The sequence below is a fragment of the Cupriavidus sp. FW305-3-2-15-C-LB2 genome (genome assembly GCF_058787575.1).
Genome location: NZ_JBYSZW010000047.1, coordinates 1 through 26,308, shown reverse-complemented (window position 1 = coordinate 26,308; position 26,308 = coordinate 1). Strand labels below are relative to the sequence as shown.

The following is a 26,308-nucleotide window of genomic DNA, read 5'->3' as shown; positions in this document are numbered from 1 at the left end:
AGGACCTGAGAGAGAACCCATGACAGAGATCGCACTCGACATGCGCCACCACAAGCGCAGCTTTGCCGGCTACCAGCCGGAGCACTTCCTGTGGTCGGTGTCCGGCGACGGCAAGGTCGGCACCGTGACGCTGAACCGGCCGGAGCGCAAGAATCCGCTGACTTTCGATTCCTACGCCGAGCTGCGCGATCTGTTCCGCGGCCTGTGCTATGCCAGCGACATCAAGGCGGTGGTGGTGACGGGCGCGGGTGGCAACTACTGCTCGGGCGGCGACGTGCACGAGATCATTGGGCCTCTCACGCGCATGACCATGCCTGAGCTGCTCGACTTCACGCGCTTGACCGGCGACCTGGTCAAGGCCATGCGCGCCTGCCCGCAGCCGGTGGTGAGCGCGGTCGACGGCATCTGCGCCGGCGCCGGCGCGATGATGGCGCTGGCCTCCGACATGCGCCTGGGCACGGCGCAGGCCAAGACCGCGTTCCTGTTCACGCGCGTCGGCCTGGCCGGCGCCGACATGGGCGCGTGCACGCTGCTGCCGCGCGTGATCGGGCAGGGGCGTGCCAGCGAGCTGCTCTACACCGGCCGCTCGATGAGCGCGGAAGAGGGCCTGCAGTGGGGCTTCTTCAATGCGCTGCATCCGTCCGAATCGGTGCTGGCCCAGGCGCAGACGCTGGCCGCGCAACTGGCCGCCGGCCCGACCTTTGCGCATGGTGTGACCAAGAAGCTGCTGCACCAGGAATGGAACATGGGGCTGGACGAGGCCATCGAGGCCGAGGCCGAAGCCCAGGCCATCTGCATGCAGACGCGCGACTTCCGCCGCGCCTACGAGGCCTTCGTCGCCAAGACCAAGCCGGTGTTCGAAGGGGACTGAAGCGCCATGTCCGACAAGACCTATCTCGACCTGCCGCTGTTCGACGATGCGCACCGCACACTGGAGCGCGAACTGGACGCCTGGTGCGCGCAACACCTCCATGTCGACCACAGCGATACCGACGCCGCCTGCCGCGCGCTGGTGCGCCAGCTGGGCGAGGCCGGCTGGCTGCGCTACTGCGTGCCGGCCGCGCACGGCGGCGCGCTGCCGGCGCTGGATTCGCGCTCGCTGTGCCTGCTGCGCGAGACCCTGGCGCGCCATGACGGCCTGGCCGATTTTGCCTTTGCCATGCAGGGGCTGGGCTCGGGCGCGATCTCGCTGGCCGGCAGCGATGCGCTGCGTGCGCATTACCTGCCGCGCGTGGCCCGCGGCGAGGCGATTGCCGCGTTTGCGCTGTCCGAGCCAGAGGCCGGTTCCGATGTGGCCGCCATGCAGTGCAGCGCACGGCTGTCGGACGACGGCAGCCACTATGTGATCGATGGCGCCAAGACCTGGATTTCCAACGGCGGCATTGCCGACTTCTACTGCGTGTTCGTGCGCACCGGCGAGGCGCCGGGCGCGCGCGGCATCTCCGCCTTTGTGGTGGACGCCGATACGCCGGGCCTGACCATCGCCGAGCGCATCGACGTGATGGCGCCGCACCCGCTCGCCACGCTGCGTTTCGACGACTGCCGCGTGCCCGTGGGCAACCGGCTGGGCGAGGCGGGGCAGGGCTTCAAGGTGGCGATGATGACGCTCGACATCTTTCGTGCCTCGGTCGCGGCGGCTGCGCTGGGCTTTGGCCGCGCCGCGCTTGACGATGCTCTGGCGCGCGCCTGCGCGCGCCCGATGTTCGGCGGCGTGCTGGCCGACCTGCAACTGACCCAGGCCGCCATCGGCGACATGGCCACCGCGATCGACGCCGCGGCGCTGCTGACCTACCGCGCGGCCTGGCTGCGCGATGTCAAGGGCCAGCGCACCACGCGCGAGGCGGCCATGGCCAAGATGGTGGCAACCGAGAACGCACAGCAGGTGATCGACCGTGCGGTGCAGATGTTCGGCGGCCTGGGCGTCAAGGTCGGCACGCGGGTGGAAAGCCTGTACCGCGAGATCCGCTCGCTGCGCATCTATGAAGGCGCCACCGAAGTGCAGAAGCTGATCATTGCGCGCGAGACGCTGGCCGGGCGCAAAGCCTGACGCCCCCGCGTGCCACCCACGACTGCCGTACCGATACAGAGCAGACAGGAGACAAGCCATGGCGACCACAGCCCACCTCGATACCTTCGCGCGCGACCGCCTGCCGCCGCCCGATATGTGGCCGGTGTTCCGCTTCAATGACGATACCGACTACCCTGAGCGGATGAATGCCGCGGTGGAGCTGGTAGACCGCCACGTGCGCGAAGGCCGCGGCGAGCGCATCGCCATCCGCCATCGCTGCGACGGACAGATCGAGACGGTCACGTATGCGCAGCTGGCGGCGCTGGTGAACCGCATCGCCCATGTGCTGGTCGAGGACATGCAGCTGGTGCCCGGCAATCGCGTGCTGCTGCGCGGGCCCAACAACCTGATGATGGCCGCCAGCTGGCTGGCCACGCTCAAGGCGGGCCTGGTCGCGGTGCCGACCATGCCGCTGCTGCGCGCCAAGGAACTGAAGCAGATCATCGACAAGGCCCAGGTCGGCGCCGCGCTGTGCGATGCGCGGCTGCGCGAGGAACTCGATGCCAACCAGCAGGCGGGCGGCGAATTCCACTGCCCGAGCCTGGCGCGCACGCTGTACTTCAACGGTGAAGGCGAGGGTTCGCTGGAGGCGGCGATGGCGGGCAAGCCGGATGCCTTCGAGGCCTGCGACACCGCCAGCGACGACGTCTGCCTGATCGCCTTTACCAGCGGCACCACCGGCCAGCCCAAGGGCACCATGCACTTCCATCGCGACGTGCTGGCCATGTGCGACCTGTTCCCGCGCCACGTGCTGCGCCCGCAGCCCGACGACGTGTTCTGCGGCACACCGCCGATCGCGTTCACCTTCGGGCTGGGCGGCATGCTGTGTTTCCCGCTGCGCATCGGCGCCAGCGCCGTGCTGGCCGAGAAGCTGACGCCAGAGACGCTGCTCGGGCTGATCCAGGATTTCCGCGCCACCATCGTCTTTACCGCCCCGACCTTCTACCGGCAGATGGCAGCGCTGGCGCCGCGCTACGACCTGTCCAGCCTGAAGAAGAGCGTGTCGGCCGGCGAAGCCCTGCCGGACGCCACGCGCCAGAGCTGGAAGGCGGCCACCGGCATCGAGATGACCGACGGCATCGGCGGCACGGAGATGATGCATATCTTTATCTCCAGCGCCGGCGCCGAGGTCAGGCCGGGCGCGATCGGGCGCGTGGTGCCGGGCTATGTCGCGCAGATCGTCGACGAGAACATGCAGCCCCTGCCGCCGGGGCAGGTCGGCAAGCTCGCGGTGCAGGGGCCAACCGGCTGCCGCTACCTGGACGATCCGCGCCAGTCCAACTATGTGAAGGCGGGCTGGAACCTGCCGGGTGATACCTTTTTCGTTGACGAGGACGGCTACTACTTCTACCAGGCGCGTTCGGACGACATGATCATCTCGGCCGGCTACAACATCGCCGGGCCGGAGGTGGAAAGCGCACTGATGCAGCACGAGGCAGTGGCCGAATGCGGTGTGGTCGGCGCGCCCGACGACGGGCGCGGCCAGGTGGTGATGGCCTATGTGGTGCTGCGCGAGGGCGTGGCGGCGGACGACGCTACCCGCACCGCGCTGCAGGACTACGTGAAGCGCCAGATCGCGCCCTACAAGTATCCGCGCCGTATTGTGTTCGTGCCGGCGCTGCCGCGCACCGAGACCGGCAAGCTGCAGCGCTTCCGGCTGCGGCAGATGGCGGAGCAGGGCAATGGCGGCGGCAATGGCGGCGTCAACCAGGCGGGGAAGCCATGAGCCCCGTGTTCCGCAGCACCGTCCTGGTGCGCTTCAAGCACTGCGACGCCGCGGGCATCGTGTTCTACCCGCGCTATTTCGAGATGCTCAACGACCTGATCGAAGACTGGTTCAGCGAGGCGCTGGGCTGGCCCTTCGACGCCATGCATGGCGAGGGCCGAACTGGCGTGCCGACCGCCGAGCTGGAGTGCCGCTTCCTGGCTCCGAGCCGGCTGGGCGAGGTGCTGACGCGGGAACTGCGCGTGCTGAAGCTGGGCCAGTCCAGCTTTACCCTCGCGATCCGCTTCGCCGGCCCGCATGACGATACCCGCATGGAAGTGACGCAGCGGCTGGTCTGCGTCGATACCGGCTCGATTGCTCCGCAGCCGCTGCCCGATGCCGTGCGCGAGGCCATGTCGGCCTACCTGGTCGCGACGGCCTGAATCCCCGAATTCCATTCACTCATACAGATAATCAACAGGAAAACGCATCATGAACATCCTGCAGCCGCCCGACTGGGCGCCTCCGCGTGGCTACGCCAACGGCACCATGACCGAAATGCAGGTCGGCAGCCGCCTCCTCTTTGTCAGCGGCCAGATCGGCTGGACCGGCAAATGTGAATTCGAGACCGACGACTTCGGCCTGCAGGTGGCGCAGGCGCTGCGCAACGTGGTTGCCGTGCTGGCGGCCGGAGACGCGCTGCCCGAGCATATCGTGCGCATGACCTGGTATGTGAAGGACAAGGCGGAATATGTCGGCGCCTATGGGGCGATCGGCCAGCATTACCGGGCCATCATCGGCCGCCACTTCCCGGCGATGACGGCGGTCGAGGTTGCGGACCTGGTGGAGCCGCGCGCCAAGGTGGAAATCGAGGTCACGGCGGTCGTGCCGCCGCGGGCGTAACGTAGCAGGCACAGGGCAGGACGGTGGCCGGCGGCGTCGCGCCGCCGCTGCCTGCCGCGTGCAAGTCCTTGAAAACTTGAGAAATTGGGTGGCGCGGGATATAATTCGAAAGTTTCGCTTTCAGAACCCTTCACCCTAGCGCCTACCGCTTTCCACCTTCCGCCGCCCCCAGCCGCGCCGCCTTTGCTGTCCGCATTCAATGTGACGCAAGGAGCATGTCGCAACCGGATCCGACCGCATCGGCGCAATGCCGCTGCCGCCGTCACGGATCCAGCCTGGGAGGCACGAGGCGTCGATTGGTCGGTCACGGGGTGAGTCCAGCAGGAGCCTACCCGTGTTACCGTCTTTTCCGTCCGCCATTCTCGCGCTTGCAGACGGCACGGTCTTTCGTGGCTATTCCATTGGCGCTTCCGGCCATACCATCGGTGAAGTGGTGTTCAACACCGCCATCACCGGTTACCAGGAAATCCTCACCGACCCGAGTTACTCCCGGCAGATCGTCACGCTGACGTATCCGCATATCGGTAACTACGGGGTCAATCCTGAGGATGTCGAAGCCACGAAAGTCCATGCCGCCGGCCTGATCATCAAGGATCTGCCGATCCTGGCCTCGAACTTCCGCAAGGAGCACACCCTTGCCCACTACCTGAAGCAGGAAAAGGTGGTGGCCATCGCCGGCATCGATACGCGCAAGCTGACGCGTATCCTGCGTGAAAAGGGTGCCCAGAACGGCTGCATCTTGGCCGGCGAAGACAATGTCCAGAAGGCCATCGACCTGGCCCGCTCGTTCCCCGGCCTGGCCGGCATGGACCTGGCCAAGGTAGTCTCGGTCAAGGAACCGTACGAGTGGACCCAGTCCGAATGGAAGCTGGGCGAAGGCTACGGCAAGCAGGACCAGCCGCAATTCCACGTGGTCGCCTATGACTACGGCGTCAAGTACAACATCCTGCGCATGCTGGCCGAGCGCGGCTGCAAGGTCACGGTGCTGCCCGCGCAGGCGAGCGCCGCCGACGCGCTGGCGCTGAATCCGGACGGCGTGTTCCTGTCCAACGGCCCCGGTGACCCCGAGCCGTGCGACTATGCCATCGCCGCCACGCGCGAGTTCATCGAGCGCGGCATCCCGACCTTCGGCATCTGCCTGGGCCACCAGATCATGGCGCTGGCAGTAGGCGCCAAGACCCTGAAGATGAAGTTCGGCCACCATGGCGCCAACCACCCGGTCAAGGACCTGGACGATGGCCGCGTGGTGATCACGTCGCAGAACCACGGCTTCGCGGTCGATGCGGACACGCTGCCGTCGAATGTGCGCGTGACGCACAAGTCGCTGTTCGACGGTTCGCTGCAGGGTTTCGCGCTGACCGACAAGCCGGCCTTCTGCTTCCAGGGCCATCCGGAGGCGTCGCCCGGTCCGAACGACGTGGCTTACCTGTTCGACCGCTTCATCAAGCTGATGACGGACGCGCGCAAGTAAGCGGGCAAGAAGAACAGCGCAGACCTCAGGGACATCCCATGAACGCCTTCATGCATACCGCTTTCGGCATCACCGATTTCTGGACCTATGTGCTGGGCACGATCTTTATCGTGCTGCTGCCGGGGCCGAACTCGATGTACGTGCTGTCGGTGGCGGCGCAGCGCGGCGTGCGCGCCGGCTACAAGGGCGCGTGCGGGGTGTTCCTGGGCGACTTCGTGCTGATGGTGCTGTCGGCGGCGGGCGTGGCCTCGCTGCTCAAGGCCAGCCCGGCGCTGTTCTACGTGGTGAAGTACGTCGGCGCGGCCTACCTGGCATGGATTGGTTTCAGCATGCTGCGCGGCGCGCTGCGCAACTGGGCCGCACGCGGCGATGCCGCCGCCGCCGCGCCGGTTAGCAAGGCCGACCAGTCCGACCCGTTCCGCAAGGCGTTGCTGATCAGCCTGCTGAACCCGAAGGCGATCCTGTTCTTCATCTCGTTCTTCATCCAGTTTGTCGACCCGGCCTTCGCTTACCCGGTGCTGTCGTTCTCCGTGCTGGGCCTGGTCGCCCAGTTCTGCAGCTTTGCCTACCTGACCACGATCATCTTCGTGGGCGCGAAGCTGGCCGACGCATTCCGGCGCCGCCGGCGCCTGTCGGCGGGCATGTCGAGCGGGGTGGGCGCGATGTTCATCGGCTTCGGCGCCAAGCTGGCGACGGCCACGATGAACTGAGCAAGACGATATTTTTGAATCCTGACGGATTCCCTGATTACCGGCGCGGTCCGCAGGCAAGGCGGGCCGGCCCATAAAGAGAGCGTGCAATGCCAAAACGCACAGACATCAAGAGCATCCTGATTATCGGCGCGGGCCCCATCATCATCGGCCAGGCGTGCGAGTTCGACTACTCCGGCGCCCAGGCCTGCAAGGCGCTGCGCGAGGAAGGCTTCAAGGTCATCCTGGTCAATTCGAACCCGGCGACCATCATGACCGACCCCAACACGGCCGATGTGACCTACATCGAGCCGATCACCTGGGAAGTGGTCGAGCGCATCATCGAGAAGGAGCGCCCGGACGCGATCCTGCCGACCATGGGCGGCCAGACCGCGCTGAACTGCGCGCTGGACCTGCACCGTCACGGCGTGCTGGACAAGTACAAGGTCGAGCTGATCGGCGCCTCGCCGGAAGCCATCGACAAGGCCGAGGACCGCCAGAAGTTCAAGGACGCCATGACCAAGATCGGTCTGGGTTCGGCCAAGTCGGGCATCGCCCACTCGATGGACGAAGCCATGGCCGTGCAGTCGCGCATTGCCCAGGAAACCGGTACCGGCGGCTACCCGATCGTGATCCGCCCGTCGTTCACGCTGGGCGGCAGCGGCGGCGGCATCGCCTACAACCGCGAAGAATTCGAAGAGATCTGCAAGCGCGGCCTGGACCTGTCGCCGACGCGCGAGCTGCTGATCGAAGAATCGCTGCTGGGCTGGAAAGAGTATGAGATGGAAGTCGTCCGCGACAAGAAGGACAACTGCATCATCATCTGCTCGATCGAGAACCTGGACCCGATGGGCATCCACACCGGCGACTCGATCACCGTCGCTCCGGCGCAGACCCTGACCGACAAGGAATACCAGATCCTGCGCAACGCGTCGCTGGCCGTGCTGCGCGAGATCGGTGTCGACACCGGCGGCTCCAACGTGCAGTTCTCGATCAACCCGAAGGACGGTCGCATGATCGTCATCGAGATGAACCCGCGGGTGTCGCGTTCGTCGGCGCTGGCCTCCAAGGCCACCGGCTTCCCGATCGCCAAGGTCGCGGCCAAGCTGGCCGTGGGCTACACGCTGGACGAGCTGAAGAACGAGATCACCGGCGGCGCGACCCCGGCCTCGTTCGAGCCGTCGATCGACTACGTGGTCACCAAGGTGCCGCGTTTCGCGTTTGAGAAATTCCCGCAGGCCGACAGCCACCTGACCACCCAGATGAAGTCGGTGGGCGAGGTGATGGCGATGGGCCGCACCTTCCAGGAATCGTTCCAGAAGGCCCTGCGCGGCCTGGAAGTGGGCGTCGACGGCCTGGACGAAAAGTCGACGGACCGTGACGAGGTCGTCGAGGAGATCGGCGAAGCCGGCCCCGACCGCATCTGGTACGTGGGCGACGCCTTCCGCCTGGGCATGTCGCTGGAAGAGGTCTATGCCGAGACCGACATCGACCCGTGGTTCCTGGCCCAGATCGAAGACATCATCAAGACCGAAGGCCTGGTCAAGGCGCGCACGCTGGAAAGCCTGTCGACCGCCGAGCTGCGCTTCCTGAAGCAGAAGGGCTTCTCCGACCGCCGCCTGGCCAAGCTGCTGAAGACCGACGCCAAGGCCGTGCGCGAAGCGCGCATCGCCCAGAACGTGCGCCCGGTCTACAAGCGCGTGGACACCTGCGCGGCCGAGTTCGCCACCAACACCGCCTACATGTACTCGACCTACGAGGCCGAGCATGGCGAGTGCGAGGCGCAGCCGACCGACAAGAAGAAGATCATGGTGCTGGGCGGCGGCCCGAACCGGATCGGCCAGGGCATCGAGTTCGACTACTGCTGCGTGCACGCCGCGCTGGCGCTGCGCGAAGACGGGTACGAGACCATCATGGTCAACTGCAACCCGGAAACCGTGTCGACCGACTATGACACCTCGGACCGCCTGTACTTCGAGCCGCTGACGCTGGAAGACGTGCTGGAGATCGTCGCGCTCGAGAAGCCGGTCGGCGTGATCGTGCAGTACGGCGGCCAGACCCCGCTGAAGCTGGCGCTGGACCTGGAAGCCAACGGCGTGCCCATCATCGGCACCAGCCCCGACATGATCGACGCGGCCGAGGACCGCGAGCGCTTCCAGAAGCTGCTGCAGGAACTGGGCCTGCGCCAGCCGCCCAACCGCACCGCGCGTGCCGAGGACGAAGCGCTGCGCCTGGCCGAAGAAATCGGCTACCCGCTGGTGGTGCGCCCGTCGTACGTGCTGGGCGGCCGCGCCATGGAAATCGTGCATGAGCCGCGCGACCTCGAGCGCTACATGCGCGAGGCCGTCAAGGTCTCGAACGATTCCCCGGTGCTGCTGGACCGCTTCCTGAACGACGCCATCGAGTGCGACGTCGATGCCATCTCCGACGGCAAGCGCGTCTTCATCGGCGGCGTGATGGAGCACATCGAGCAGGCTGGCGTGCACTCGGGCGACTCCGCGTGCTCGCTGCCGCCGTACTCGCTGTCGGCCGAGACCGTGGCTGAACTGAAGCGCCAGACCGCCGCGATGGCCAAGGCGCTGAACGTGATCGGCCTGATGAACGTGCAGTTCGCGATCCAGCAGAACGACGGCGTCGATACCGTCTACGTGCTGGAAGTGAACCCGCGCGCCTCGCGCACCGTGCCGTACGTGTCCAAGGCCACCGGCTTGCAGTTGGCCAAGATCGCCGCGCGCTGCATGGCGGGCCAGTCGCTGGACGAGCAGGGTATCGGCGAAGAAGTCATCCCGCCGTACTACAGCGTCAAGGAAGCGGTGTTCCCGTTCAACAAGTTCCCGGGCGTCGATCCGGTCCTCGGACCTGAAATGCGCTCGACCGGCGAAGTGATGGGCGTGGGCAAGGCCTTCGGCGAGGCGCTGTTCAAGAGCCAGCTGGCCGCAGGTTCGCGCCTGCCGGAGAAGGGCACCGTGCTGATCACCGTGAAGGACAGCGACAAGCCGCGCGCCGTTGGCGTGGCACGCATGCTGCACGACATGGGCTACCCGATCGTTGCCACCCGCGGCACCGCGTCGGCCATCGAGGCCGCCGGCATCCCGGTCAAGACCGTCAACAAGGTCAAGGACGGCCGTCCGCATATCGTGGACATGATCAAGAACGGCGAACTGGCGCTGGTGTTCACCACCGTGGACGAAACCCGCACCGCGATTGCCGATTCGCGCTCGATCCGGACCTCGGCGCTGGCCCACCGCATTCCTTACTACACCACCATCGCCGGCGCCCGCGCCGCGGTGGAGGGCCTGAAGCACATGCAGAGCCTGGAGGTCTACGACCTGCAGAGCCTGCACGCCTCGCTGGCCTGAAGCCCCGCAGGTAAGGCAAGCGGCACATCGCCACTGGCCGGGCGCATTGCGCCCGGTCAAGGCCAGGAAGCCCGCCGGAGTTGCTGCCGGCTGGCTTCCTGGCCTAAACTACGTCAAATTCGCCGATCGATGCGGCGTGCCCGCATTCGGTCCTGTCTGAAAGCCGCGGTTGAGCGGAAGTGCCCTGGCAGCATTGGTCAGGGATGGCTCCAGCTCCGCTGCGGCTCATTTTTTTGTTGAACGAAGACATGAGCACCATTCCGATTACCAAGCGTGGCGCAGAGCTCCTGAAGGAAGAGCTGCAGCGCCTGAAGGCTGTCGAGCGTCCGGCGGTGATCAATGCGATCTCGGAAGCCCGCGCACAGGGCGACCTGTCTGAAAACGCCGAATACGACGCCGCCAAGGAAAAGCAAGCCTTTATCGAAGGCCGCATCCTGGAAGTGGAGGCCAAGCTGTCGGCCGCGCAGATCATCGACCCGACCCAGCTGGACACCGACGGCCGCATCGTCTTTGGCGCGACTGTGGACCTGGAAGACCTGGAGTCCGGCAGTCCCGTCAGCTACCAGATCGTGGGCGATGACGAAGCCGACATCGACGTCGGCAAGATCTCAGTCAGCTCGCCCATCGCGCGTGCGCTGATCGGCAAGTTCGAAGGCGACGTCGCAACCGTGCTGGCCCCTGGTGGCGAGCGCGAGTACGAAGTCATTACCGTACGCTATATCTGACGCCGGCCCGGCCGGCAGGCTTGCACCTGGCCCGGCCCACCGGAAAGACCGGCACGTGTTCTCCAATTCCTATAACAATCTGCCGCCGCTGCCGCACCGCATCTTCCTGCTGCTGACGGTGGTGTGGGCAGGCAGCCTCTGGACCGTCGGCTACATGGTGGCGCCGACCTTGTTCTCGGTGCTGCCCAGCCGCGAGATGGCGGGCATGATCGCCGGGCACCTGTTCCATACCGAGGCCATCGTCGGGGTCACCATCGGCGTGCTGCAGCTGGTGCTGTGCAACGTGATGATCCGGCGCGGTGCCCACCGCTATCGCGGCCTGCGCTGGCTGGTGCTGGGCATGTTGTGCTGCGTGCTGGCGGGCTACTTCGGCACCCAGCCGTTCATGGCCGGCCTGAAGGAAAAGGCGCTGGCGCTGGGCGTCGGCGTTTCGGAATCGCCTTACAAGGCGCAGTTCGGCATGCTGCACGGCGTGTCGAGCGCCTTCTACCTGCTGCAAAGCCTGCTGGCGCTGGTGCTGGTGTGGCGCGCTTCGGCGCCGCGTTCGGCCGGGGAATGAGGCCGGCCGCCGGCACCGCCACGGGCGTGGCGTGCCGGCATCGGGCGTCGCCTGGCAGCGACCCCGCCATGCTTCAGCTGATCGTGCTCAGCCCAGCGCCTTCTTCTTCTGGCTGGTCGGGCGTGCGCGCGAACGCTTCACATTGCCGCCGGCGGTGACGCGCTCGTTGCCAAGCACCGTGACTTCCTTGCGGGTCGGACGGCGGTTCGGCGCGGCGCTGGGCTTCTTGACCGTCACCGTGCGCGGGGCCGCGCCGCCACGGCGGGCGGGGGTGTGGCGGCCCAGGTCTTCGGCCTGGTTTTCCTTCAGGCGCGCTTCGCCCGGACGCCAGACCACCAGCAGCTTGCCGATATGCTGGATCGGCGCGGCGCTGAGCTGGTCGCAGATTTCTTCGTAGATGGCGATGCGCGCATCGCGATCGTCGCCGAACACGCGGATCTTGATCAGGTCGTGGGCGGCCAGGCTGCGGTCGATCTCGGCCAGTACGGCACGGGTCAGGCCTTCGGCGCCGACCATCACGACCGGGTTCAGGGCATGGGCACGGGAGCGCAGGTCAGAGCGCTGGGCAGGGACTAGTTGTAGAGCAGGCATAAGTTGGCGCTGATTATTTGAGGCGCTTGAAATAGTGATAGAGCGCGTGGGCGCTGGAAATCGGGCGCTGCAGCCCGCGCCGGTCGTGACACGGCGGGTCGGGCAAGGACAGGCTGCCGACGGCCGCCCGGGGGCGGCAAGCCGGCAGCTGATAAGGCGAGCCGGCGGTCGGGATGCGGATTGGCGCGTATTATCCGTCAATCCGGCACTGTCGGGCAGCAAAATCATCAAAACAGTAGGAAAACCCTCGCGGGCGGCATTGACCGGCGGGCGGGGCAGGGAACAGGCTGGTAACTGGCATGGCAAAAAACAAGTTCAATCATTCGTGGCTGCACGACCACATCAACGATCCGTACGTGAAAATGGCCCAGCGCGAGGGCTATCGTGCCCGCGCGGCCTACAAGCTCAAGGAGATCGACGAGCAGGACAAGCTGATCCGCCCGGGGCAGGTGATCGTCGACCTGGGCGCGGCGCCGGGCAGCTGGAGCCAGTACGCCCGCAACAAGCTGGCGGACTCGCCCCGGGCCAAGGACGGCAGGATCGATGGCGCCGTGGTCGCGATCGACCTGCTGCCGATGGAACCGGTCGCCGACGTCACTTTCATCCAGGGTGACTTTCGCGAGGAATCAGTCTTCCGCGAACTGGAAAGTGTGGTGCTGGACGCCTCCGGCGGTAACAAGATTGACCTTGTTTTGTCGGACATGGCCCCCAATTTGTCCGGTGTGGCCTTCGCCGATGCAGCACGGATCGAGTACCTGTGCGACCTGGCGCTGGAATTTGCGCAGGCCCACCTTAAGCCGGAGGGGGCATTGCTGGTAAAGTGCTTCCACGGGAGCGGCTACAGCCAGATCGTGGAGAAGTTCAAACGGCATTTCAAAGTGGTTGCGAAACGCAAGCCCAAGGCGTCTCGCGACAAGTCTTCCGAAACCTTTATCCTTGGGCGCTACCTCAAGGCAGTGGATTGACCGGTCTCGATACAAGCCAGGGCGAAAAAAGAAGCGTGGAAAGTGCCCCACCCGGTGCTATCGGCATCATAGTTTCTCTGTTTCCCCCCGAGGGCGGGCGCTGCATTACAATGCAGCTATCCGTTGGCAAGGCAATTGCAAAGGAGTTCGGCCTTGAATAACAACCTGTTTCAAAAGGCGGCAATCTGGCTCGTAATCGCGCTGGTGTTGTTTACCGTCTTCAAGCAGTTCGACAAGCCCCGTGCGCAGGACAGCGTCACCTATTCGCAGTTCATGGATGACGCCAAGAATGGCAAGGTGTCGCGTGTCGACGTGCAGGGCCGCAACCTGGTGGTCTCGCCTAAGGAAGGCGCCAAGTACACCATCATCTCGCCGGGCGACATCTGGATGGTCGGCGACCTGATGAAGTACGGCGTCCAGGTGACCGGCAAGGCGGACGACGAACCCAACGTGCTGGTGCAGGCCCTGTATTACCTCGGGCCGACCCTGCTGATCATCGTGTTCTGGTTCTACATGATGCGCCAGATGCAGGGGGGCGGCAAAGGCGGCGCTTTCTCATTCGGCAAGTCGCGTGCGCGCCTGATCGACGAGAACCAGAACGCCGTCACGTTCCAGGACGTCGCCGGCTGCGACGAGTCCAAGGAAGAAGTGGTCGAGCTGGTCGACTTCCTGAAGGACCCGCAGAAATTCCAGAAGCTGGGCGGGCGCATCCCGCGCGGCGTGCTGTTGGTAGGCCCTCCGGGTACCGGCAAGACGCTGCTGGCGCGCGCCATTGCCGGCGAGGCCAAGGTGCCGTTCTTCAGCATCTCGGGTTCCGACTTTGTGGAAATGTTCGTCGGCGTGGGCGCGGCCCGCGTGCGCGACATGTTCGAGAACGCCAAGAAGCAGGCACCCTGCATCGTGTTCATCGATGAAATCGACGCGGTCGGCCGCCATCGTGGCGCCGGCATGGGCGGCGGCAACGACGAGCGCGAGCAGACCCTGAACCAGATGCTGGTCGAGATGGACGGCTTCGAGGCCAACTCGGGCGTGATCGTGATCGCCGCGACCAACCGTGCCGACGTGCTGGACAAGGCGCTGCTGCGTCCGGGCCGTTTCGACCGCCAGGTCTACGTGGGCCTGCCGGACATCCGCGGCCGCGAGCAGATCCTGAAGGTCCATATGCGCAAGGTGCCGATCGGCAACGATGTCGACGCCTCGATCATCGCGCGCGGCACCCCGGGCTTCTCGGGCGCGGACCTGGCCAACCTGGTCAACGAAGCCGCACTGTTTGCCGCCCGCCGGAGCAAGCGCGTGGTCGACATGCAGGACTTCGAGGACGCCAAGGACAAGATCTACATGGGTCCGGAGCGCAAGTCGACGGTCATGCGCGAAGAAGAGCGCCGGGCCACGGCTTACCATGAGTCGGGCCATGCGGTAGTGGCCAAGCTGCTGCCCAAGGCTGACCCGGTGCACAAGGTCACCATCATGCCGCGTGGCTGGGCGCTGGGTGTGACCTGGCAGCTGCCGGAGCATGACAAGTATTCGAAGTACAAGGACAGCATGCTGGAAGAGGTTGCCATCCTCTTCGGCGGCCGTGCGGCGGAAGAGGTCTTCCTCAACGCCATGAGCACCGGTGCTTCCAACGACTTCGAGCGCGCCACCAAGCTCGCCCGCGACATGGTGACCCGCTTCGGCATGAGCGATTCGCTGGGTGCCATGGTCTACGTGGATACCGAGCAGGATGGCATGTTCGGCAAGCTGTCGTCGAAGACGGTGTCGGAAGCCACGCAGCAGAAGGTCGACGCCGAGATCCGCCGCATCATCGACGAGCAATACGCGCTGGCCAAGCGCCTGCTCGAAGAGAACCGCGACAAGGTCGAAGCCATGACCAACGCGCTGATGGAATGGGAAACCATCGATGCCGACCAGGTCAACGACATCATGGCCGGCAAGCCGCCGCGTCCGCCGCGCAGCGCGTCGGGCCCGAACGGCGGCGGCAGCACGCCTCCGGGCGGGTCGCCGGTGGCGCCGACCAACGCGCCCGCCACGGCCTGATCCTGGTTCGTCCACAGACGACGCCGTAGTGATGGCTGTGTAGTGTGCCTGTCCCTGAAGCCGGTGCCTGGTGCACCGGCTTTTCCTTTTGCGCGGCATCTGCCGCGCCCGGATTGAATCAAGCATTCCTACCTTGCAGCAGACTTCTCAGACCAGGTATTTCCAGTGCGGCCGTTTTCGCTTTGCCCTGGACCAGCGCCCGCTGGTGATGGGTATCCTCAACGTCACGCCCGATTCCTTCTCGGATGGCGGCCAGCATGCCAGCCGGGACGCGGCGCTGCGCCATGCCGGGCAGATGATCGCCGAGGGCGTGGACATCATCGACATCGGCGGGGAATCCAGCCGGCCCGGTTCGGCGGCGCTGCCGCTGGAAGACGAACTGGCGCGCGTGATCCCGGTGGTGGAAGCACTGCGCGACTGCGGCAAGCCGCTCTCGGTCGATACCTACAAGCCCGAGGTCATGCGCGCCGCGCTTGCGGCCGGAGCCGATCTCATCAACGATATCTGGGGTTTCCGCATGCCGGGCGCGGTCGAGGCCGTGGCGGCGGGGCAGGCGGGCCTGTGCGTGATGCATATGCAGCGCGATCCGCAGACCATGCAGGAAGACCCGCACTACGATGACGTGGTCGCCGAGGTGGCCGGGTTCCTTGCCGAGCGCATTGCCGTGCTGCGCGCTGCCGGCATCGACGATGCGCGCATCTCCCTCGATCCGGGGTTCGGCTTCGGCAAGACACCCGATCATAATCTGCGCCTGCTCGGCCAACTGCCGCGGCTGGCGCTTGAGGGCCTGCCGGTGCTGGCTGGCATCTCGCGCAAGTCCACGCTGGGCGCGGTCCTTGGTGGCCGGCCGCCGCAGCAGCGTGTTGCCGCCAGCATTGCCGCCGCGGTGTGTGCGCTGGAGCGCGGAGCATTTATCGTGCGCGTGCATGATGTGGAGCAGACGGTGGACGCCGTGAAGATCTGGTGGGCGGTGCGCAACGAGTCCGTTGGCGCGGCCTGAACCAGCCGCGGCCACCGCAGGCAGAACAACGATCAGAGTAAAGAAAGGGAATCAGCGAATGACACGCAAGTATTTCGGGACAGATGGCGTGCGGGGCAGGGTCGGCGAGGCGCCGATCACGCCGGACTTCGTGATGCGCCTGGGCCATGCGGCCGGCAAGGTGCTGGCCCACGGCGCCAAGACCGGGCAAGGCAAGCCGACCGTGCTGATCGGCAAGGACACGCGCATTTCCGGCTATATGCTGGAAGCGGCGCTGGAAGCCGGCTTCACCTCGGCCGGCGTGCACGTGCTGCTGACCGGTCCGCTGCCGACGCCGGGCATCGCCTACCTGACGCGGGCGCTGCGGCTGTCCGCCGGCGTGGTGATCTCGGCCAGCCACAATCCCTACTACGACAACGGCATCAAGTTCTTTTCGGCCGACGGCGACAAGCTGCCCGATGCGGTCGAGGCAGAGATCGAGGCTGCCATCGAAGAGCCGATGGTGTGCGCGCCGTCCGATGACCTGGGCCGCGCGCGCCGCATCAACGATGCGCCCGGCCGCTATATCGAGTTCTGCAAGAGCACCTTCCCGCATGAGCAGGACCTGTACGGCCTGAAACTGGTGGTCGACTGCGCCCATGGCGCCGCCTACCACATCGCGCCGCACGTGTTCCATGAGCTGGGCGCCGACGTGGTTTCGATCGGCAACCAGCCGGACGGCCGCAATATCAACGACGGCTACGGCGCCACCGCGCCGGCCAAGCTGGTTGAGGCGGTCAAGGCCCATGGCGCTGACCTGGGCCTGGCCTTTGACGGCGACGCCGACCGCTTGCAGGTGGTGGATGCCGACGGCCGTCTCTACAACGGCGACGAACTGCTGTATCTGATCGTGCGCGACCGCCAGGCCGCTGGCCAGGCGGTGCCGGGTGCCGTGGGCACGCTGATGACCAATATGGCGGTGGAGCTCGCGCTCAAGCGCCAGGGCGTGGAATTCGTGCGCGCCAAGGTGGGTGACCGCTATGTGCTGGAAGAGTTGAACAAGCGCAGCTGGACTCTGGGCGGCGAGGGCTCCGGCCACCTGCTGTGCCTGGACCGCCACAGCACCGGCGACGGCATCGTGTCGGCGCTGCAGGTGCTGGCCGCGCTGCGCCGCAGCGGCAAGACTCTGGCGCAGTTGCTCGAGGGCGTAAGGCTGTTCCCGCAGACGCTCATCAACGTGCGCGTGCAGAAAGGCTTCGACTGGCAGTCGCATGCCGGCCTGCAGGCCGCGCGCGCGGCGGTCGAGCCTGAACTGGAGGGGCGCGGCCGGGTGCTGATCCGTGCCTCCGGCACCGAGCCGGTGGTGCGCGTGATGGTCGAGGCCGAGCAGGCTGAAATGGCCGAGCGCGCGGCCAGGCGGCTGGCCGATGCCTTGGGCGCCTGATGCGCCGCCCCCTGACCAGGAACGCCGGGCCAGTCCCGGCGTTTTTTTATTCCATAACGCAATTAACCGCCGTCATATTGCGTCACCATGATTGCCGGATGGCCGCGGCGATCCCTTGCTGGAGGCCGGTTCCAAGAAGATTTAAAGATGTCACGGAATTGTCATACAGGGAGCATAGAGTTCGTCTTGTCAAAAATTTGTCATTCCCAACCAATGTTCTCTGGAGGACATATGAAGCTGGTCAAGACTGCCGTGGCAGGCATCGTTTCGATGGTGGTGGCGGGTACTGCGTTCGCGGCGGAAATTACCGGTGCAGGCGCTTCTTTCCCGGCGCCCGTGTATTCCAAGTGGGCCGACGCATACCAAAAAGCAACGGGTAATAAGGTCAACTATCAATCCATCGGCTCGTCGGGCGGGATCAAGCAGATCGGCGCCAAGACGGTCGATTTCGGTGCCTCGGACGCGCCGCTGAAGGACGAGGACCTGAACAAGCAGGGCCTGGTCCAGTTCCCGACCGTGATCGGCGGCGTGGTGCCGGTGATCAACCTGCAGGGCGTAAAGCCGGGCGATCTGACCATCACGGGCGAAGTGCTGGCCAATATCTACCTGGGCAAGATCAAGAAGTGGGATGACCCCGCGATCAAGGCGCTGAACCCGCAAGCCAAGCTGCCGAGCCAGGACATCCTGCCGGTGCGCCGCGCCGACGGTTCGGGCACTACCTTCATCTTCACCAACTACCTGTCCAAGGTCAGCCCGGACTGGAAGAGCGCGGTGGGCGAGGGCACCACGGTCAACTGGCCGGGCGGCGGCACCGGCGGCAAGGGCAACGAGGGCGTCGCCGCCTTCGTGCAGCGCCTGAACGGCGCCATCGGCTACGTCGAGTACGCCTACGCCAAGCAGAACAAGATGACCCACGTGAACATGAAGAACGCGTCGGGTGCCGTGGTCAAGCCGGGCGACGATGCCTTCAAGGCTGCCGCCGCCGGTGCGGACTGGAGCAAGACCTACTACCAGATCCTGACCAACCAGCCGGGCAAGGAAGCCTGGCCGATCGCCGGCGCCACCTTCATCCTGGTCCACAAGAACCAGGAAAAGGCCGCGCAGGGTGCCGAAGTGCTGAAGTTCTTCGACTGGGCCTACAAGAGCGGCGCCAACATGGCCGCCGACCTTGACTACGTGCCGCTGCCGGAAAACGTTGTGAACCAGATCCGTTCGACCTGGAAGACCAGCGTCAAGGACGCCTCGGGCAAGGCGCTGTACTGATCCTGACGGCATCGCCGGCCCCGCGCGAGTGCGGGGCCGGTGGCCGGGCTGCCCGAAACTGGCCCGGACACCAGGCTCCCGCCCAGGCGGGAGCGGCGATCCACCCTGAATTCCCGACATGGCGACTACCCCCTCCGAGATCCGCAACGTCCAGCCCCCGAGCCGCATGGGCGACATCCTGTTCGGCGGCCTGACGCGGGGCGCCGCGATCGTGACCCTGCTGCTGCTGGGCGGCATCATCGTCTCGCTCGCGATCAGCGCCTGGCCGTCGATCCAGACCTTCGGTGCGCGCTTCCTGTGGACCGCGGAGTGGGATCCTCCCGCCGATGTCTATGGCGCGCTGGTGCCCATCTACGGCACCATCGTGACCTCGCTGATCGCGCTGATCATCGCGGTGCCGGTGAGCTTCGGCATCGCGCTGTTCCTGACCGAGCTGTCGCCGGCCTGGCTGCGCCGCCCGCTGGGCACGGCCATCGAACTGCTCGCCGCGGTGCCGTCGATCGTCTACGGCATGTGGGGCCTGCTCGTGTTCGCGCCGATCTTCGGCGAGTATTTCCAGAAGCCCCTGGCCGCCACGGTGGGCCAGCTGCCGGTGGTCGGCAAGCTGTTCCAGGGCGCGCCGCTGGGCATCGGCCTGCTGTGCGCGGGCGTGATCCTGGCGATCATGATCATCCCGTACATCGCTTCGGTGATGCGCGACGTGTTTGAAGTCACCCCGGTGCTGCTCAAGGAATCGGCCTACGGCGTGGGCTGCACCACCTGGGAAGTGATGTGGAACGTGGTGCTGCCCTACACCCGCGCCGGTGTCATCGGCGGCGTGATGCTGGGCCTGGGCCGCGCACTGGGCGAGACCATGGCCGTCACCTTCGTGATCGGCAACACCAACCTGCTGGACAGCGCCTCGCTGTTCTCGCCGGGCAACAGCATCACCTCGGCGCTCGCCAACGAATTCGCCGAAGCCGGCGCCGGCCTGCACACCGCGGCGCTGATGGAACTGGGCCTGATCCTGTTCTTCATTACCTTCGTGGTGCTGGCGCTGTCCAAGCTGCTGCTGCTGCGACTGGCAAAGAATGAGGGAACCAAATGAGCGCGAGTCAAGCTGTGTCAACCGCATCGATCCCGGCGGTCCGTGCCGACGCGGATGCCATTCGCACCCGGCTGCAGGCGCGCCGCCGCCGCACCAACCTGTATGCACTGACCGCCTCGCTGGTGGCGATGGGCTTCGGCCTGTTCTGGCTGGCGTGGATCCTGTGGACCACCGTCACGCTGGGCGTGGGCGGCCTGTCGCTGGACCTGTTCACGCAGATGACCCCGGCGCCGAATACCGCTGGCGGCGGCCTGGCCAACGCCATCTTCGGCAGCTTCGTGATGGTCGGCATGGCCACGCTGTTCGGCACGCCGCTGGGCATCCTGGCCGGCATCTACCTGGCCGAGTACGGCAAGAGCTCGCCGCTGGCCAGCTTTATCCGCTTTATCAACGACATCCTGCTGTCGGCGCCGTCGATTGTGATCGGCCTCTTTGTCTACGCGCTGGTGGTGACCCGCATGGGCCACTTCTCGGGCTGGGCCGGGATCTGCGCGCTGGCGCTGCTGCAGGTGCCGATCGTGGTGCGCACCACCGAGAACATGCTGAACCTGGTGCCCAACGCGCTGCGCGAGGCGGCCTTCGCACTCGGCACGCCCAAGTGGAAGATGGTGCTGTCGATCACGGTGAAGTCATCCTACGCCGGCATTGTGACCGGGGTGTTGCTGGCCGTCGCCCGTATCGCCGGCGAGACCGCGCCGCTGCTGTTCACCGCGCTGTCCAATCAGTTCTGGACCAGCGACCTGAACAAGCCGATGGCCAACCTGCCGGTGACGATCTTCCGCTTTGCCATGAGCCCGTTCACCGAATGGCAGCAACTGGCCTGGGCGGGTGTGTTCCTGATTACGATCGGCGTGCTGGCCCTGAATATCCTGGCGCGCATCCTGTTCAAGAAATAAGCGGCCGGACCACGCAAACCGTCCCGCCCAAAGACTGCAAGCGAGAAACGCAATGACCTCCACCGTCATCGACATTCCCGATTCGGTACGCGCCAAGATCGACGTGCGCAACCTGAACTTCTACTACGGCCAGTTCCATGCGCTGAAGGACATCAACATGTCGATCCCCGACCGCAAGGTCACGGCCTTCATCGGACCGTCGGGGTGCGGCAAGTCGACGCTGCTGCGCACCTTCAACAAGATGTATGCGCTGTATCCCGAGCAGCGCGCCGAGGGTGAGATCAACATGGACGGCGACAACCTGCTGACCGCGCGCCAGGACATCGCGCTGCTGCGCGCCAAGGTCGGCATGGTGTTCCAGAAGCCGACACCGTTCCCGATGTCGATCTACGACAACATCGCCTTCGGCGTGCGCCTGTTCGAGAAGCTGTCGCGCTCGGAGATGGACGACCGCGTGGAATGGGCGCTGACCAAGGCGGCGCTGTGGAACGAGGCCAAGGACAAGCTGCATCAGTCCGGCTACGGCCTGTCCGGCGGCCAGCAGCAGCGCCTGTGCATCGCGCGCGGCATTGCCATCCGCCCGGAAGTGCTGCTGCTGGACGAGCCGTGCTCGGCACTCGATCCGATTTCCACCGGCCGCATCGAGGAACTGATCGCGGAGCTGAAGGACGAGTACACGGTCGTGATCGTTACCCACAACATGCAGCAGGCGGCGCGCTGCTCGGACTACACCGCCTACATGTACCTGGGCGAACTGATCGAGTTCGGCGAGACCGAGAAGATCTTCATCAAGCCGCACCGCAAGGAAACGGAAGACTACATTACCGGCCGGTTCGGCTGATCGTTACCGCAGGGCGTAGCATATCCATAAGCGGCCAGGAGAATCCCATGCCAGACAAGCACCTGTCGACCCAGTTCGACGCCGACCTCAACGCGATCAACACCAAGCTGCTGCAGATGGGCGGCCTGGTCGAGTCGCAGATCGAGCTCGCCATGCGCGCGCTGTCCGACTTCGATGGCGAGACCGCCGACCAGGTCATCGCCCGGGAGATCCAGCTCAACGCGCTGGAAGTCGAGATCGATGCCGACTGCGGCAACATCATTGCCCGGCGCCAGCCGACCGCGCGCGACCTGCGCCTGGTGATGGCCATCTCCAAGACCATCACCAACCTGGAGCGCGCCGGCGACGAGGCCGAGAAGATCGCCAAGCGCACCAAGCACATCATGGAAGACGCGTCGGCGCACAGCATCAATTACGCCGAGGTCAAGCTCTCGGGCGAGATGGCGATCTCGCTGCTGCGCCAGGCGCTGGACGCCTTTGCGCGCCTGGACACCGTGGCGGCGGCGCGCATCGTCAAGGACGACAAGGCCATCGACGAGGAATTCCGCGGCTTCGTGCGCAAGCTGATCACGTACATGATGGAAGACCCGCGTACGATCTCGGTCGCGCTGGATTTCCTGTTCATCGCCAAGGCGGTGGAGCGCATTGGCGATCACGCCAAGAACATCGCGGAATTTATCATTTACATTGTCAAGGGGACGGACGTCCGCCATGTCTCGCGCGAGGACATGGAGCGCGAAGCGCTGAGCTGAACTCAGCCGCCCACGGAGAACAATTACATGCCAAGCAGTATTCTCGTTGTCGAAGACGAACCGGCGATCGCCGAACTGATCGCCGTGAACCTGCAGCACGCGGGGCACTATCCGATCCGGGCCTACAACGCCGAGCAGGCGCTGTCGCTGATGAGCGATGTGCTGCCCGACCTGGTGCTGCTCGACTGGATGCTCCCGGGCAAGTCGGGCGCGAACTTCGCCAAGGAGTTGCGGGCCAACGACCGCACCCGCCAGATCCCCATCATCATGCTGACCGCCCGCGGCGAGGAGCAGGACAAGGTGATGGGGCTTGAGGCCGGCGCCGACGACTACGTCACCAAGCCGTTCTCGCCCAAGGAACTGCTGGCGCGGATCAAGGCGGTGCTGCGCCGCCGTGCGCCGCAGCTGACCGACGATGTGGTGGCCATCAACGGCCTGCGCCTGGACCCGGCCACGCACCGTGTCACCGGCCAGGACGACAGCGGCGCGATCAAGCTGGAGCTGGGTCCGACCGAGTTCCGCCTGCTGCACTTCCTGATGACGCATCCGGAGCGCGTGCACAGCCGCTCGCAACTGCTCGACCAGGTCTGGGGCGACCATGTCTTTGTCGAGGAGCGTACCGTCGACGTCCATATCAAGCGCCTGCGCGCCGCGCTCACCCCCGGCGGCTACAGCAATATGATCGAAACCGTGCGCGGCAGTGGCTACCGCCTGGCGCGCACGCCCGGCGCCTGACGCGCCGGACATGGGAGGGCGGCTTGACGTGCTGCCCTGCCAGAGCCCACGCTGCTGGCAGGGCGCGGCGCATTCGTGGCACACTCCGTCGCAACCCTGCAGCCTTCCGTGGCTGCGAGCCTGAACCCTGCGCATGAATGTCATCTGGGCCCGTTCCGTGGCCATCCTGATCAGCCTGCTGGTGCTGTCCGCCGGTGTTTACCTGGCCGTGGGCCCGGTGCCGGCGCTGGCGCTGGCATGCGTATCGCTGCTCGGGCTGCTGTTCTACTACCTGTACCAGATCAACCGCCTGTGGAAGGTGCTTGATGCGCCGGTCTACGGCGAGATCCCCAGTGCACTCGGGCTTTGGGGCGAGGTGTATTACCGGCTGCACCGGCTGGTCAAGCGCTGGCGCACCCAGGTGCTGCAGGTCGAGCAGCAGCACACGCGCTTTATCCAGGCCATCCAGGCTTCGCCCAACGGCGTGCTGATGCTGGACGACGCCGACCAGATCGAGTGGTGCAACGACGTGGCCGAGCAGCATTTCGGCCTGAACGCGCGGCGCGACGTGCGCCAGCGCATCACCCACCTGATCCGCCGCCCCGAGTTCGTCCACTACCTGACCCGGCAGCGCTTCGATGACCCACTGGTGATGCGCGACATGGGCGAGCACAAGCACAGCGTGATCGCGGTGCAGATCCTGCCCTATGGCGACAACCGCAAGCTGGTGATCACGCAGGACATCACCAAGCTCGAAAACACCGAGGCGATGCGGCGCGACTTCGTTGCCAACGTGTCGCACGAACTGAAGACGCCGCTGACGGTGCTGACCGGCTTCCTGGAAACCGTGCGCGACCTGCCGGTGTCGGAAGACGACCGGCGCCGCTACATCGACATGATGCTGGCGCAGTCGGTGCGCATGCAGAGCATCGTCGAAGACCTGCTGGCGCTGGCCAAGCTGGAAAGCGATGCGCAGCCGCCCGGCAATGACATCGTGCCGATCCGTGCCATGGTGGCGCACCTGACCCACGACGCCGAGGCGCTGTCGCAGGGACGGCACCAGGTCTCGGCCGAGATCGACCCGACCGTCGGCATGCGTGGCGCCGAGACCGAACTGCTGTCGGCGCTGGGCAACCTGGTGTCGAACGCCGTGCGCTACACGCCGGACGGGGGGCGCATCACCATCAGGCTGGCCTGGGAAGAGGGTCATGCCGTGTTCTCGGTGGCCGATACCGGCCTGGGCATCGCTCCCGAGCATATTCCCCGGCTGACCGAGCGCTTCTACCGCGTGGACCGCAGCCGCTCGCGCGACACCGGCGGCACCGGGCTGGGGCTGGCCATCGTCAAGCACGTGCTGTCACGCCACCATGCGGACCTGCGCGTGACCAGCGAAGAGGGCCGGGGCAGCGTGTTCCGCGTGATCTTCCCGCTTGAACGCAGCCTGCGTTCGGCGGGGGAGGGCGCGGACATGCCAGCGCCAGGCAGCGGCCCGACCGCGCCGCCGCAGTCGCCGGACACCTCGCGGCGCGCCGCCTGACCCGTAAAGGAAAACCCCGCCGCGGCGGGGTTTTGCATGTTATGCCTCAGGGAAGCCTCCTCGGCTCCTGGCGCAGGGTGGGCAACAGAAGCCCGCTCAGGGCATCCCCCCAAACATCACCAGCATATCGTTCTGACTCACATGTGGACGCTTCGAGCGCGTCTGCTTGCGTGCATAGTTGCCGTCCGGCTGCATGATCCACGCCGAGGCGTTGTCGCGCAGGTGCACCTGCAGGCTTTCCTTGATGACGCGTGCCTTCAGCGCCTTGTCCAGCACCGGGAAGGCAACTTCCACGCGGCGGAACAGGTTGCGGTCCATCCAGTCGGCGCTGGACAGGTACAGCACCTCTTCGCCGCCGGCGTAGAAGTAGTAGACCCGGTGGTGTTCCAGGAAGCGGCCGATGATCGAGCGCACCGAGATGTTCTCGGACATGCCCGGCACGCCCGGCATCAGCGCACACACGCCGCGCACGATCAGGTCGATCTTCACCCCCGCGCGCGAGGCCTTGTACAGCTCGTCGATGATCGATGGCTCCAGCAGCGCGTTCATCTTGGCGATGATGCGCGCGGGCTTGCCGGCGCGCGCGTTGCGGGCCTCGGCGCGGATATGGTCGACCAGGTTGCTCTGCATGGTGAAGGGCGACTGCCACAGGTGGTTCAGCCGGATGGTGCCGGCGGTGCCGGTCAGCAGCTGGAACACGTGATGCACGTCTTCGCAGATCTCCTCGTTGGCCGTCAGCAGGCCGAAGTCGGTGTAGAGGCGGGCGGTGCGCGGATGGTAGTTGCCGGTGCCGAGGTGGGCGTAGCGCCGCAGCTTGACCTGCTTGGCCTTGGGGCCGGTGGGCTCGCGCCGCACGATCAGCAGCATCTTGGCGTGGCACTTGTGGCCGACCACGCCGTAGATCACGTGTGCGCCCGCGGATTCCAGGCGCTCGGCCCAGTTGATGTTGGTTTCCTCGTCAAAGCGCGCCAGCAGCTCCACCACCACGGTCACTTCCTTGCCGTTGCGCGCGGCAGTCATCAGTGCTTCCATCACCAGCGACTCATTGCCGGTGCGATAGACGGTCTGCTTGATCGCGACCACGTTGGGGTCGGCCGCGGCCAGCTGCAGCAGGTCGAGCACGGAACTGAAGCTCTCGTACGGGTGGTGCAGCAACACGTCCTGCTGGCGCATCACGTCGAACATTGACGCGCCGGCGGAGAAGGCCTTGACCGGCGCGGGCACATATGGCGCAAACTTCAGCGCGGGCCGGTCCACCATGTCGGGGATCTGCATCAGCCGCACCAGGTTCACCGGGCCGGAAACACGATACAGGTCCTGCTCGGCGAGGCCCGATTCCAGCAGCAGCCGGCGTGCCAGCGGTGCCGGCGTGTCCGACGAGACTTCCAGGCGCACCGTGTCGCCGAAATGGCGCGTGGGCAGCTCGCCCTGCAGCGCCTCGCGCAGGTCGGTGATCTCGTCTTCCGAGACGAACAGGTCGGAGTTGCGCGTGACGCGGAACTGGTAGCAGCCGTGCACGGCAATCGCCGGGAACAGCTCATGCACGAAGCCCTGCATGAAGGACGACAGCATCACAAAGCCATACGGGTAGCCCGACAGCTTCTCCGGCATCTTTACCACGCGCGGCAGCGCGCGCGGCGCCTGCACGATGGCCAGGTCGGCCTCGCGGCCGAAGGCGTCCTTGCCGGACAATTCCACCACGAAGTTCAGGCTCTTGTTGAGCACGCGGGGAAAGGGGTGGGCG

Annotated in this window: 23 protein-coding genes; 21 read left to right on the top strand and 2 right to left on the bottom strand. The window is 65.8% G+C overall.

The annotated features are described in order from the left end of the window. The first annotated feature begins 19 nt into the window (after nucleotides 1-19). The 10 genes from AC3WRR_RS27200 to AC3WRR_RS27155 all read left to right on the top strand — a co-directional run bounded on the left by AC3WRR_RS27200 (nucleotide 20) and on the right by AC3WRR_RS27155 (nucleotide 11,479). Nucleotides 20-871 carry an enoyl-CoA hydratase family protein gene (locus tag AC3WRR_RS27200; RefSeq protein ID WP_492298620.1) on the top strand — a complete coding sequence of 284 codons (852 nt, stop codon included), beginning with the start codon at nucleotides 20-22 and terminating at the stop codon, nucleotides 869-871. A 6-nt stretch (nucleotides 872-877) separates the two neighbouring features. Further along, the gene (locus tag AC3WRR_RS27195) at nucleotides 878-2,047 is read left to right on the top strand and encodes an acyl-CoA dehydrogenase family protein (RefSeq protein WP_058697207.1); all 1,170 of its coding nucleotides are present in this window, start codon (nucleotides 878-880) and stop codon (nucleotides 2,045-2,047) included. A 58-nt stretch (nucleotides 2,048-2,105) separates the two neighbouring features. Next, complete coding sequence (locus tag AC3WRR_RS27190; protein WP_058697206.1) at nucleotides 2,106-3,794, top strand: AMP-binding protein; 1,689 nt, start codon at nucleotides 2,106-2,108, stop codon at nucleotides 3,792-3,794. After that, entirely contained in the window at nucleotides 3,791-4,216 is a 426-nt protein-coding gene (locus AC3WRR_RS27185) for an acyl-CoA thioesterase (protein WP_010814324.1), read from the top strand. Before AC3WRR_RS27190 ends, AC3WRR_RS27185 begins: the two co-directional genes overlap by 4 nt. A gap of 49 nt (nucleotides 4,217-4,265) precedes the next feature. After that, nucleotides 4,266-4,676: a RidA family protein gene (locus tag AC3WRR_RS27180; RefSeq protein WP_010814323.1), complete on the top strand. Its 411-nt coding sequence runs from the start codon at nucleotides 4,266-4,268 to the stop codon at nucleotides 4,674-4,676. 334 nt (nucleotides 4,677-5,010) lie between these two features. Further along, the gene (gene carA / locus AC3WRR_RS27175) at nucleotides 5,011-6,147 is read left to right on the top strand and encodes a glutamine-hydrolyzing carbamoyl-phosphate synthase small subunit (protein ID WP_010814322.1); all 1,137 of its coding nucleotides are present in this window, start codon (nucleotides 5,011-5,013) and stop codon (nucleotides 6,145-6,147) included. 38 nt (nucleotides 6,148-6,185) lie between these two features. Then, complete coding sequence (gene leuE, locus AC3WRR_RS27170) at nucleotides 6,186-6,857, top strand: leucine efflux protein LeuE (protein ID WP_011615659.1); 672 nt, start codon at nucleotides 6,186-6,188, stop codon at nucleotides 6,855-6,857. Nucleotides 6,858-6,946: 89 nt separating this feature from the next. Continuing rightward, the gene (carB, locus tag AC3WRR_RS27165; RefSeq protein ID WP_010814320.1) at nucleotides 6,947-10,195 is read left to right on the top strand and encodes a carbamoyl-phosphate synthase large subunit; all 3,249 of its coding nucleotides are present in this window, start codon (nucleotides 6,947-6,949) and stop codon (nucleotides 10,193-10,195) included. 248 nt (nucleotides 10,196-10,443) lie between these two features. Next, entirely contained in the window at nucleotides 10,444-10,920 is a 477-nt protein-coding gene (gene greA, locus AC3WRR_RS27160; RefSeq protein WP_010814319.1) for a transcription elongation factor GreA, read from the top strand. Between the two features lie 55 nt (nucleotides 10,921-10,975). Continuing rightward, nucleotides 10,976-11,479 (top strand): DUF4149 domain-containing protein, encoded by a 504-nt coding sequence (locus tag AC3WRR_RS27155; RefSeq protein WP_010814318.1) that lies wholly within the window; start codon nucleotides 10,976-10,978, stop codon nucleotides 11,477-11,479. Between the two features lie 87 nt (nucleotides 11,480-11,566). Here the strand turns inward: AC3WRR_RS27155 and AC3WRR_RS27150 are convergent, their stop codons facing one another. Next, nucleotides 11,567-12,070 carry a YhbY family RNA-binding protein gene (locus tag AC3WRR_RS27150; RefSeq protein ID WP_010814317.1) on the bottom strand — a complete coding sequence of 168 codons (504 nt, stop codon included), beginning with the start codon at nucleotides 12,068-12,070 and terminating at the stop codon, nucleotides 11,567-11,569. 299 nt (nucleotides 12,071-12,369) lie between these two features. On the opposite strand from AC3WRR_RS27150, the gene AC3WRR_RS27145 reads away from it, so the two are divergent. The 11 genes from AC3WRR_RS27145 (at nucleotide 12,370) to phoR (ending at nucleotide 24,564) form a co-directional block, all read left to right on the top strand. After that, nucleotides 12,370-13,035 carry an RlmE family RNA methyltransferase gene (locus AC3WRR_RS27145; protein WP_010814316.1) on the top strand — a complete coding sequence of 222 codons (666 nt, stop codon included), beginning with the start codon at nucleotides 12,370-12,372 and terminating at the stop codon, nucleotides 13,033-13,035. A 153-nt stretch (nucleotides 13,036-13,188) separates the two neighbouring features. Next, the gene (gene ftsH, locus AC3WRR_RS27140; protein WP_010814315.1) at nucleotides 13,189-15,072 is read left to right on the top strand and encodes an ATP-dependent zinc metalloprotease FtsH; all 1,884 of its coding nucleotides are present in this window, start codon (nucleotides 13,189-13,191) and stop codon (nucleotides 15,070-15,072) included. A 133-nt stretch (nucleotides 15,073-15,205) separates the two neighbouring features. Continuing rightward, complete coding sequence (gene folP, locus AC3WRR_RS27135) at nucleotides 15,206-16,072, top strand: dihydropteroate synthase (protein ID WP_201025220.1); 867 nt, start codon at nucleotides 15,206-15,208, stop codon at nucleotides 16,070-16,072. A 58-nt stretch (nucleotides 16,073-16,130) separates the two neighbouring features. Beyond that, nucleotides 16,131-17,474 (top strand): phosphoglucosamine mutase, encoded by a 1,344-nt coding sequence (glmM, locus tag AC3WRR_RS27130; protein ID WP_010814313.1) that lies wholly within the window; start codon nucleotides 16,131-16,133, stop codon nucleotides 17,472-17,474. Between the two features lie 231 nt (nucleotides 17,475-17,705). Next, nucleotides 17,706-18,737, top strand: a complete 1,032-nt coding sequence (gene pstS / locus AC3WRR_RS27125) for a phosphate ABC transporter substrate-binding protein PstS (protein WP_010814312.1) — start codon at nucleotides 17,706-17,708, stop codon at nucleotides 18,735-18,737. A 118-nt stretch (nucleotides 18,738-18,855) separates the two neighbouring features. Further along, nucleotides 18,856-19,824 (top strand): phosphate ABC transporter permease PstC, encoded by a 969-nt coding sequence (pstC, locus tag AC3WRR_RS27120; protein ID WP_011615657.1) that lies wholly within the window; start codon nucleotides 18,856-18,858, stop codon nucleotides 19,822-19,824. Then, nucleotides 19,821-20,720, top strand: a complete 900-nt coding sequence (gene pstA / locus AC3WRR_RS27115) for a phosphate ABC transporter permease PstA (protein WP_011615656.1) — start codon at nucleotides 19,821-19,823, stop codon at nucleotides 20,718-20,720. Before pstC ends, pstA begins: the two co-directional genes overlap by 4 nt. Before the next feature lie 52 nt (nucleotides 20,721-20,772). Further along, nucleotides 20,773-21,561: a phosphate ABC transporter ATP-binding protein PstB gene (gene pstB / locus AC3WRR_RS27110; protein WP_010814309.1), complete on the top strand. Its 789-nt coding sequence runs from the start codon at nucleotides 20,773-20,775 to the stop codon at nucleotides 21,559-21,561. Between the two features lie 47 nt (nucleotides 21,562-21,608). Then, nucleotides 21,609-22,313, top strand: a complete 705-nt coding sequence (phoU, locus tag AC3WRR_RS27105; protein WP_010814308.1) for a phosphate signaling complex protein PhoU — start codon at nucleotides 21,609-21,611, stop codon at nucleotides 22,311-22,313. A gap of 27 nt (nucleotides 22,314-22,340) precedes the next feature. Then, nucleotides 22,341-23,048 (top strand): phosphate regulon transcriptional regulator PhoB, encoded by a 708-nt coding sequence (phoB, locus tag AC3WRR_RS27100; RefSeq protein ID WP_010814307.1) that lies wholly within the window; start codon nucleotides 22,341-22,343, stop codon nucleotides 23,046-23,048. A 133-nt stretch (nucleotides 23,049-23,181) separates the two neighbouring features. Continuing rightward, nucleotides 23,182-24,564 (top strand): phosphate regulon sensor histidine kinase PhoR, encoded by a 1,383-nt coding sequence (gene phoR / locus AC3WRR_RS27095; protein ID WP_010814306.1) that lies wholly within the window; start codon nucleotides 23,182-23,184, stop codon nucleotides 24,562-24,564. 96 nt (nucleotides 24,565-24,660) lie between these two features. Here phoR and ppk1 read toward each other — a convergent pair. Then, on the bottom strand, nucleotides 24,661-26,308 hold a 1,648-nt coding region (gene ppk1 / locus AC3WRR_RS27090), incomplete at its 5' end, for a polyphosphate kinase 1 (RefSeq protein ID WP_492294318.1).

Excerpts from the sequence above, each read along its gene's own strand:
- AC3WRR_RS27200 (WP_492298620.1), top strand. The coding sequence starts at position 20 with ATGACAGAGATCGCACTCGACATGCGCCACCACAAGCGCAGCTTTGCC.
- AC3WRR_RS27195 (WP_058697207.1), top strand. The coding sequence starts at position 878 with ATGTCCGACAAGACCTATCTCGACCTGCCGCTGTTCGACGATGCGCAC.
- AC3WRR_RS27190 (WP_058697206.1), top strand. The coding sequence starts at position 2,106 with ATGGCGACCACAGCCCACCTCGATACCTTCGCGCGCGACCGCCTGCCG.
- AC3WRR_RS27185 (WP_010814324.1), top strand. The coding sequence starts at position 3,791 with ATGAGCCCCGTGTTCCGCAGCACCGTCCTGGTGCGCTTCAAGCACTGC.
- AC3WRR_RS27180 (WP_010814323.1), top strand. The coding sequence starts at position 4,266 with ATGAACATCCTGCAGCCGCCCGACTGGGCGCCTCCGCGTGGCTACGCC.
- leuE (WP_011615659.1), top strand. The coding sequence starts at position 6,186 with ATGAACGCCTTCATGCATACCGCTTTCGGCATCACCGATTTCTGGACC.
- carB (WP_010814320.1), top strand. The coding sequence starts at position 6,947 with ATGCCAAAACGCACAGACATCAAGAGCATCCTGATTATCGGCGCGGGC.
- greA (WP_010814319.1), top strand. The coding sequence starts at position 10,444 with ATGAGCACCATTCCGATTACCAAGCGTGGCGCAGAGCTCCTGAAGGAA.
- AC3WRR_RS27150 (WP_010814317.1), bottom strand. The coding sequence starts at position 12,070 with ATGCCTGCTCTACAACTAGTCCCTGCCCAGCGCTCTGACCTGCGCTCC.
- AC3WRR_RS27145 (WP_010814316.1), top strand. The coding sequence starts at position 12,370 with ATGGCAAAAAACAAGTTCAATCATTCGTGGCTGCACGACCACATCAAC.
- glmM (WP_010814313.1), top strand. The coding sequence starts at position 16,131 with ATGACACGCAAGTATTTCGGGACAGATGGCGTGCGGGGCAGGGTCGGC.
- pstS (WP_010814312.1), top strand. The coding sequence starts at position 17,706 with ATGAAGCTGGTCAAGACTGCCGTGGCAGGCATCGTTTCGATGGTGGTG.
- pstC (WP_011615657.1), top strand. The coding sequence starts at position 18,856 with ATGGCGACTACCCCCTCCGAGATCCGCAACGTCCAGCCCCCGAGCCGC.
- pstA (WP_011615656.1), top strand. The coding sequence starts at position 19,821 with ATGAGCGCGAGTCAAGCTGTGTCAACCGCATCGATCCCGGCGGTCCGT.
- pstB (WP_010814309.1), top strand. The coding sequence starts at position 20,773 with ATGACCTCCACCGTCATCGACATTCCCGATTCGGTACGCGCCAAGATC.
- phoU (WP_010814308.1), top strand. The coding sequence starts at position 21,609 with ATGCCAGACAAGCACCTGTCGACCCAGTTCGACGCCGACCTCAACGCG.
- phoB (WP_010814307.1), top strand. The coding sequence starts at position 22,341 with ATGCCAAGCAGTATTCTCGTTGTCGAAGACGAACCGGCGATCGCCGAA.
- phoR (WP_010814306.1), top strand. The coding sequence starts at position 23,182 with ATGAATGTCATCTGGGCCCGTTCCGTGGCCATCCTGATCAGCCTGCTG.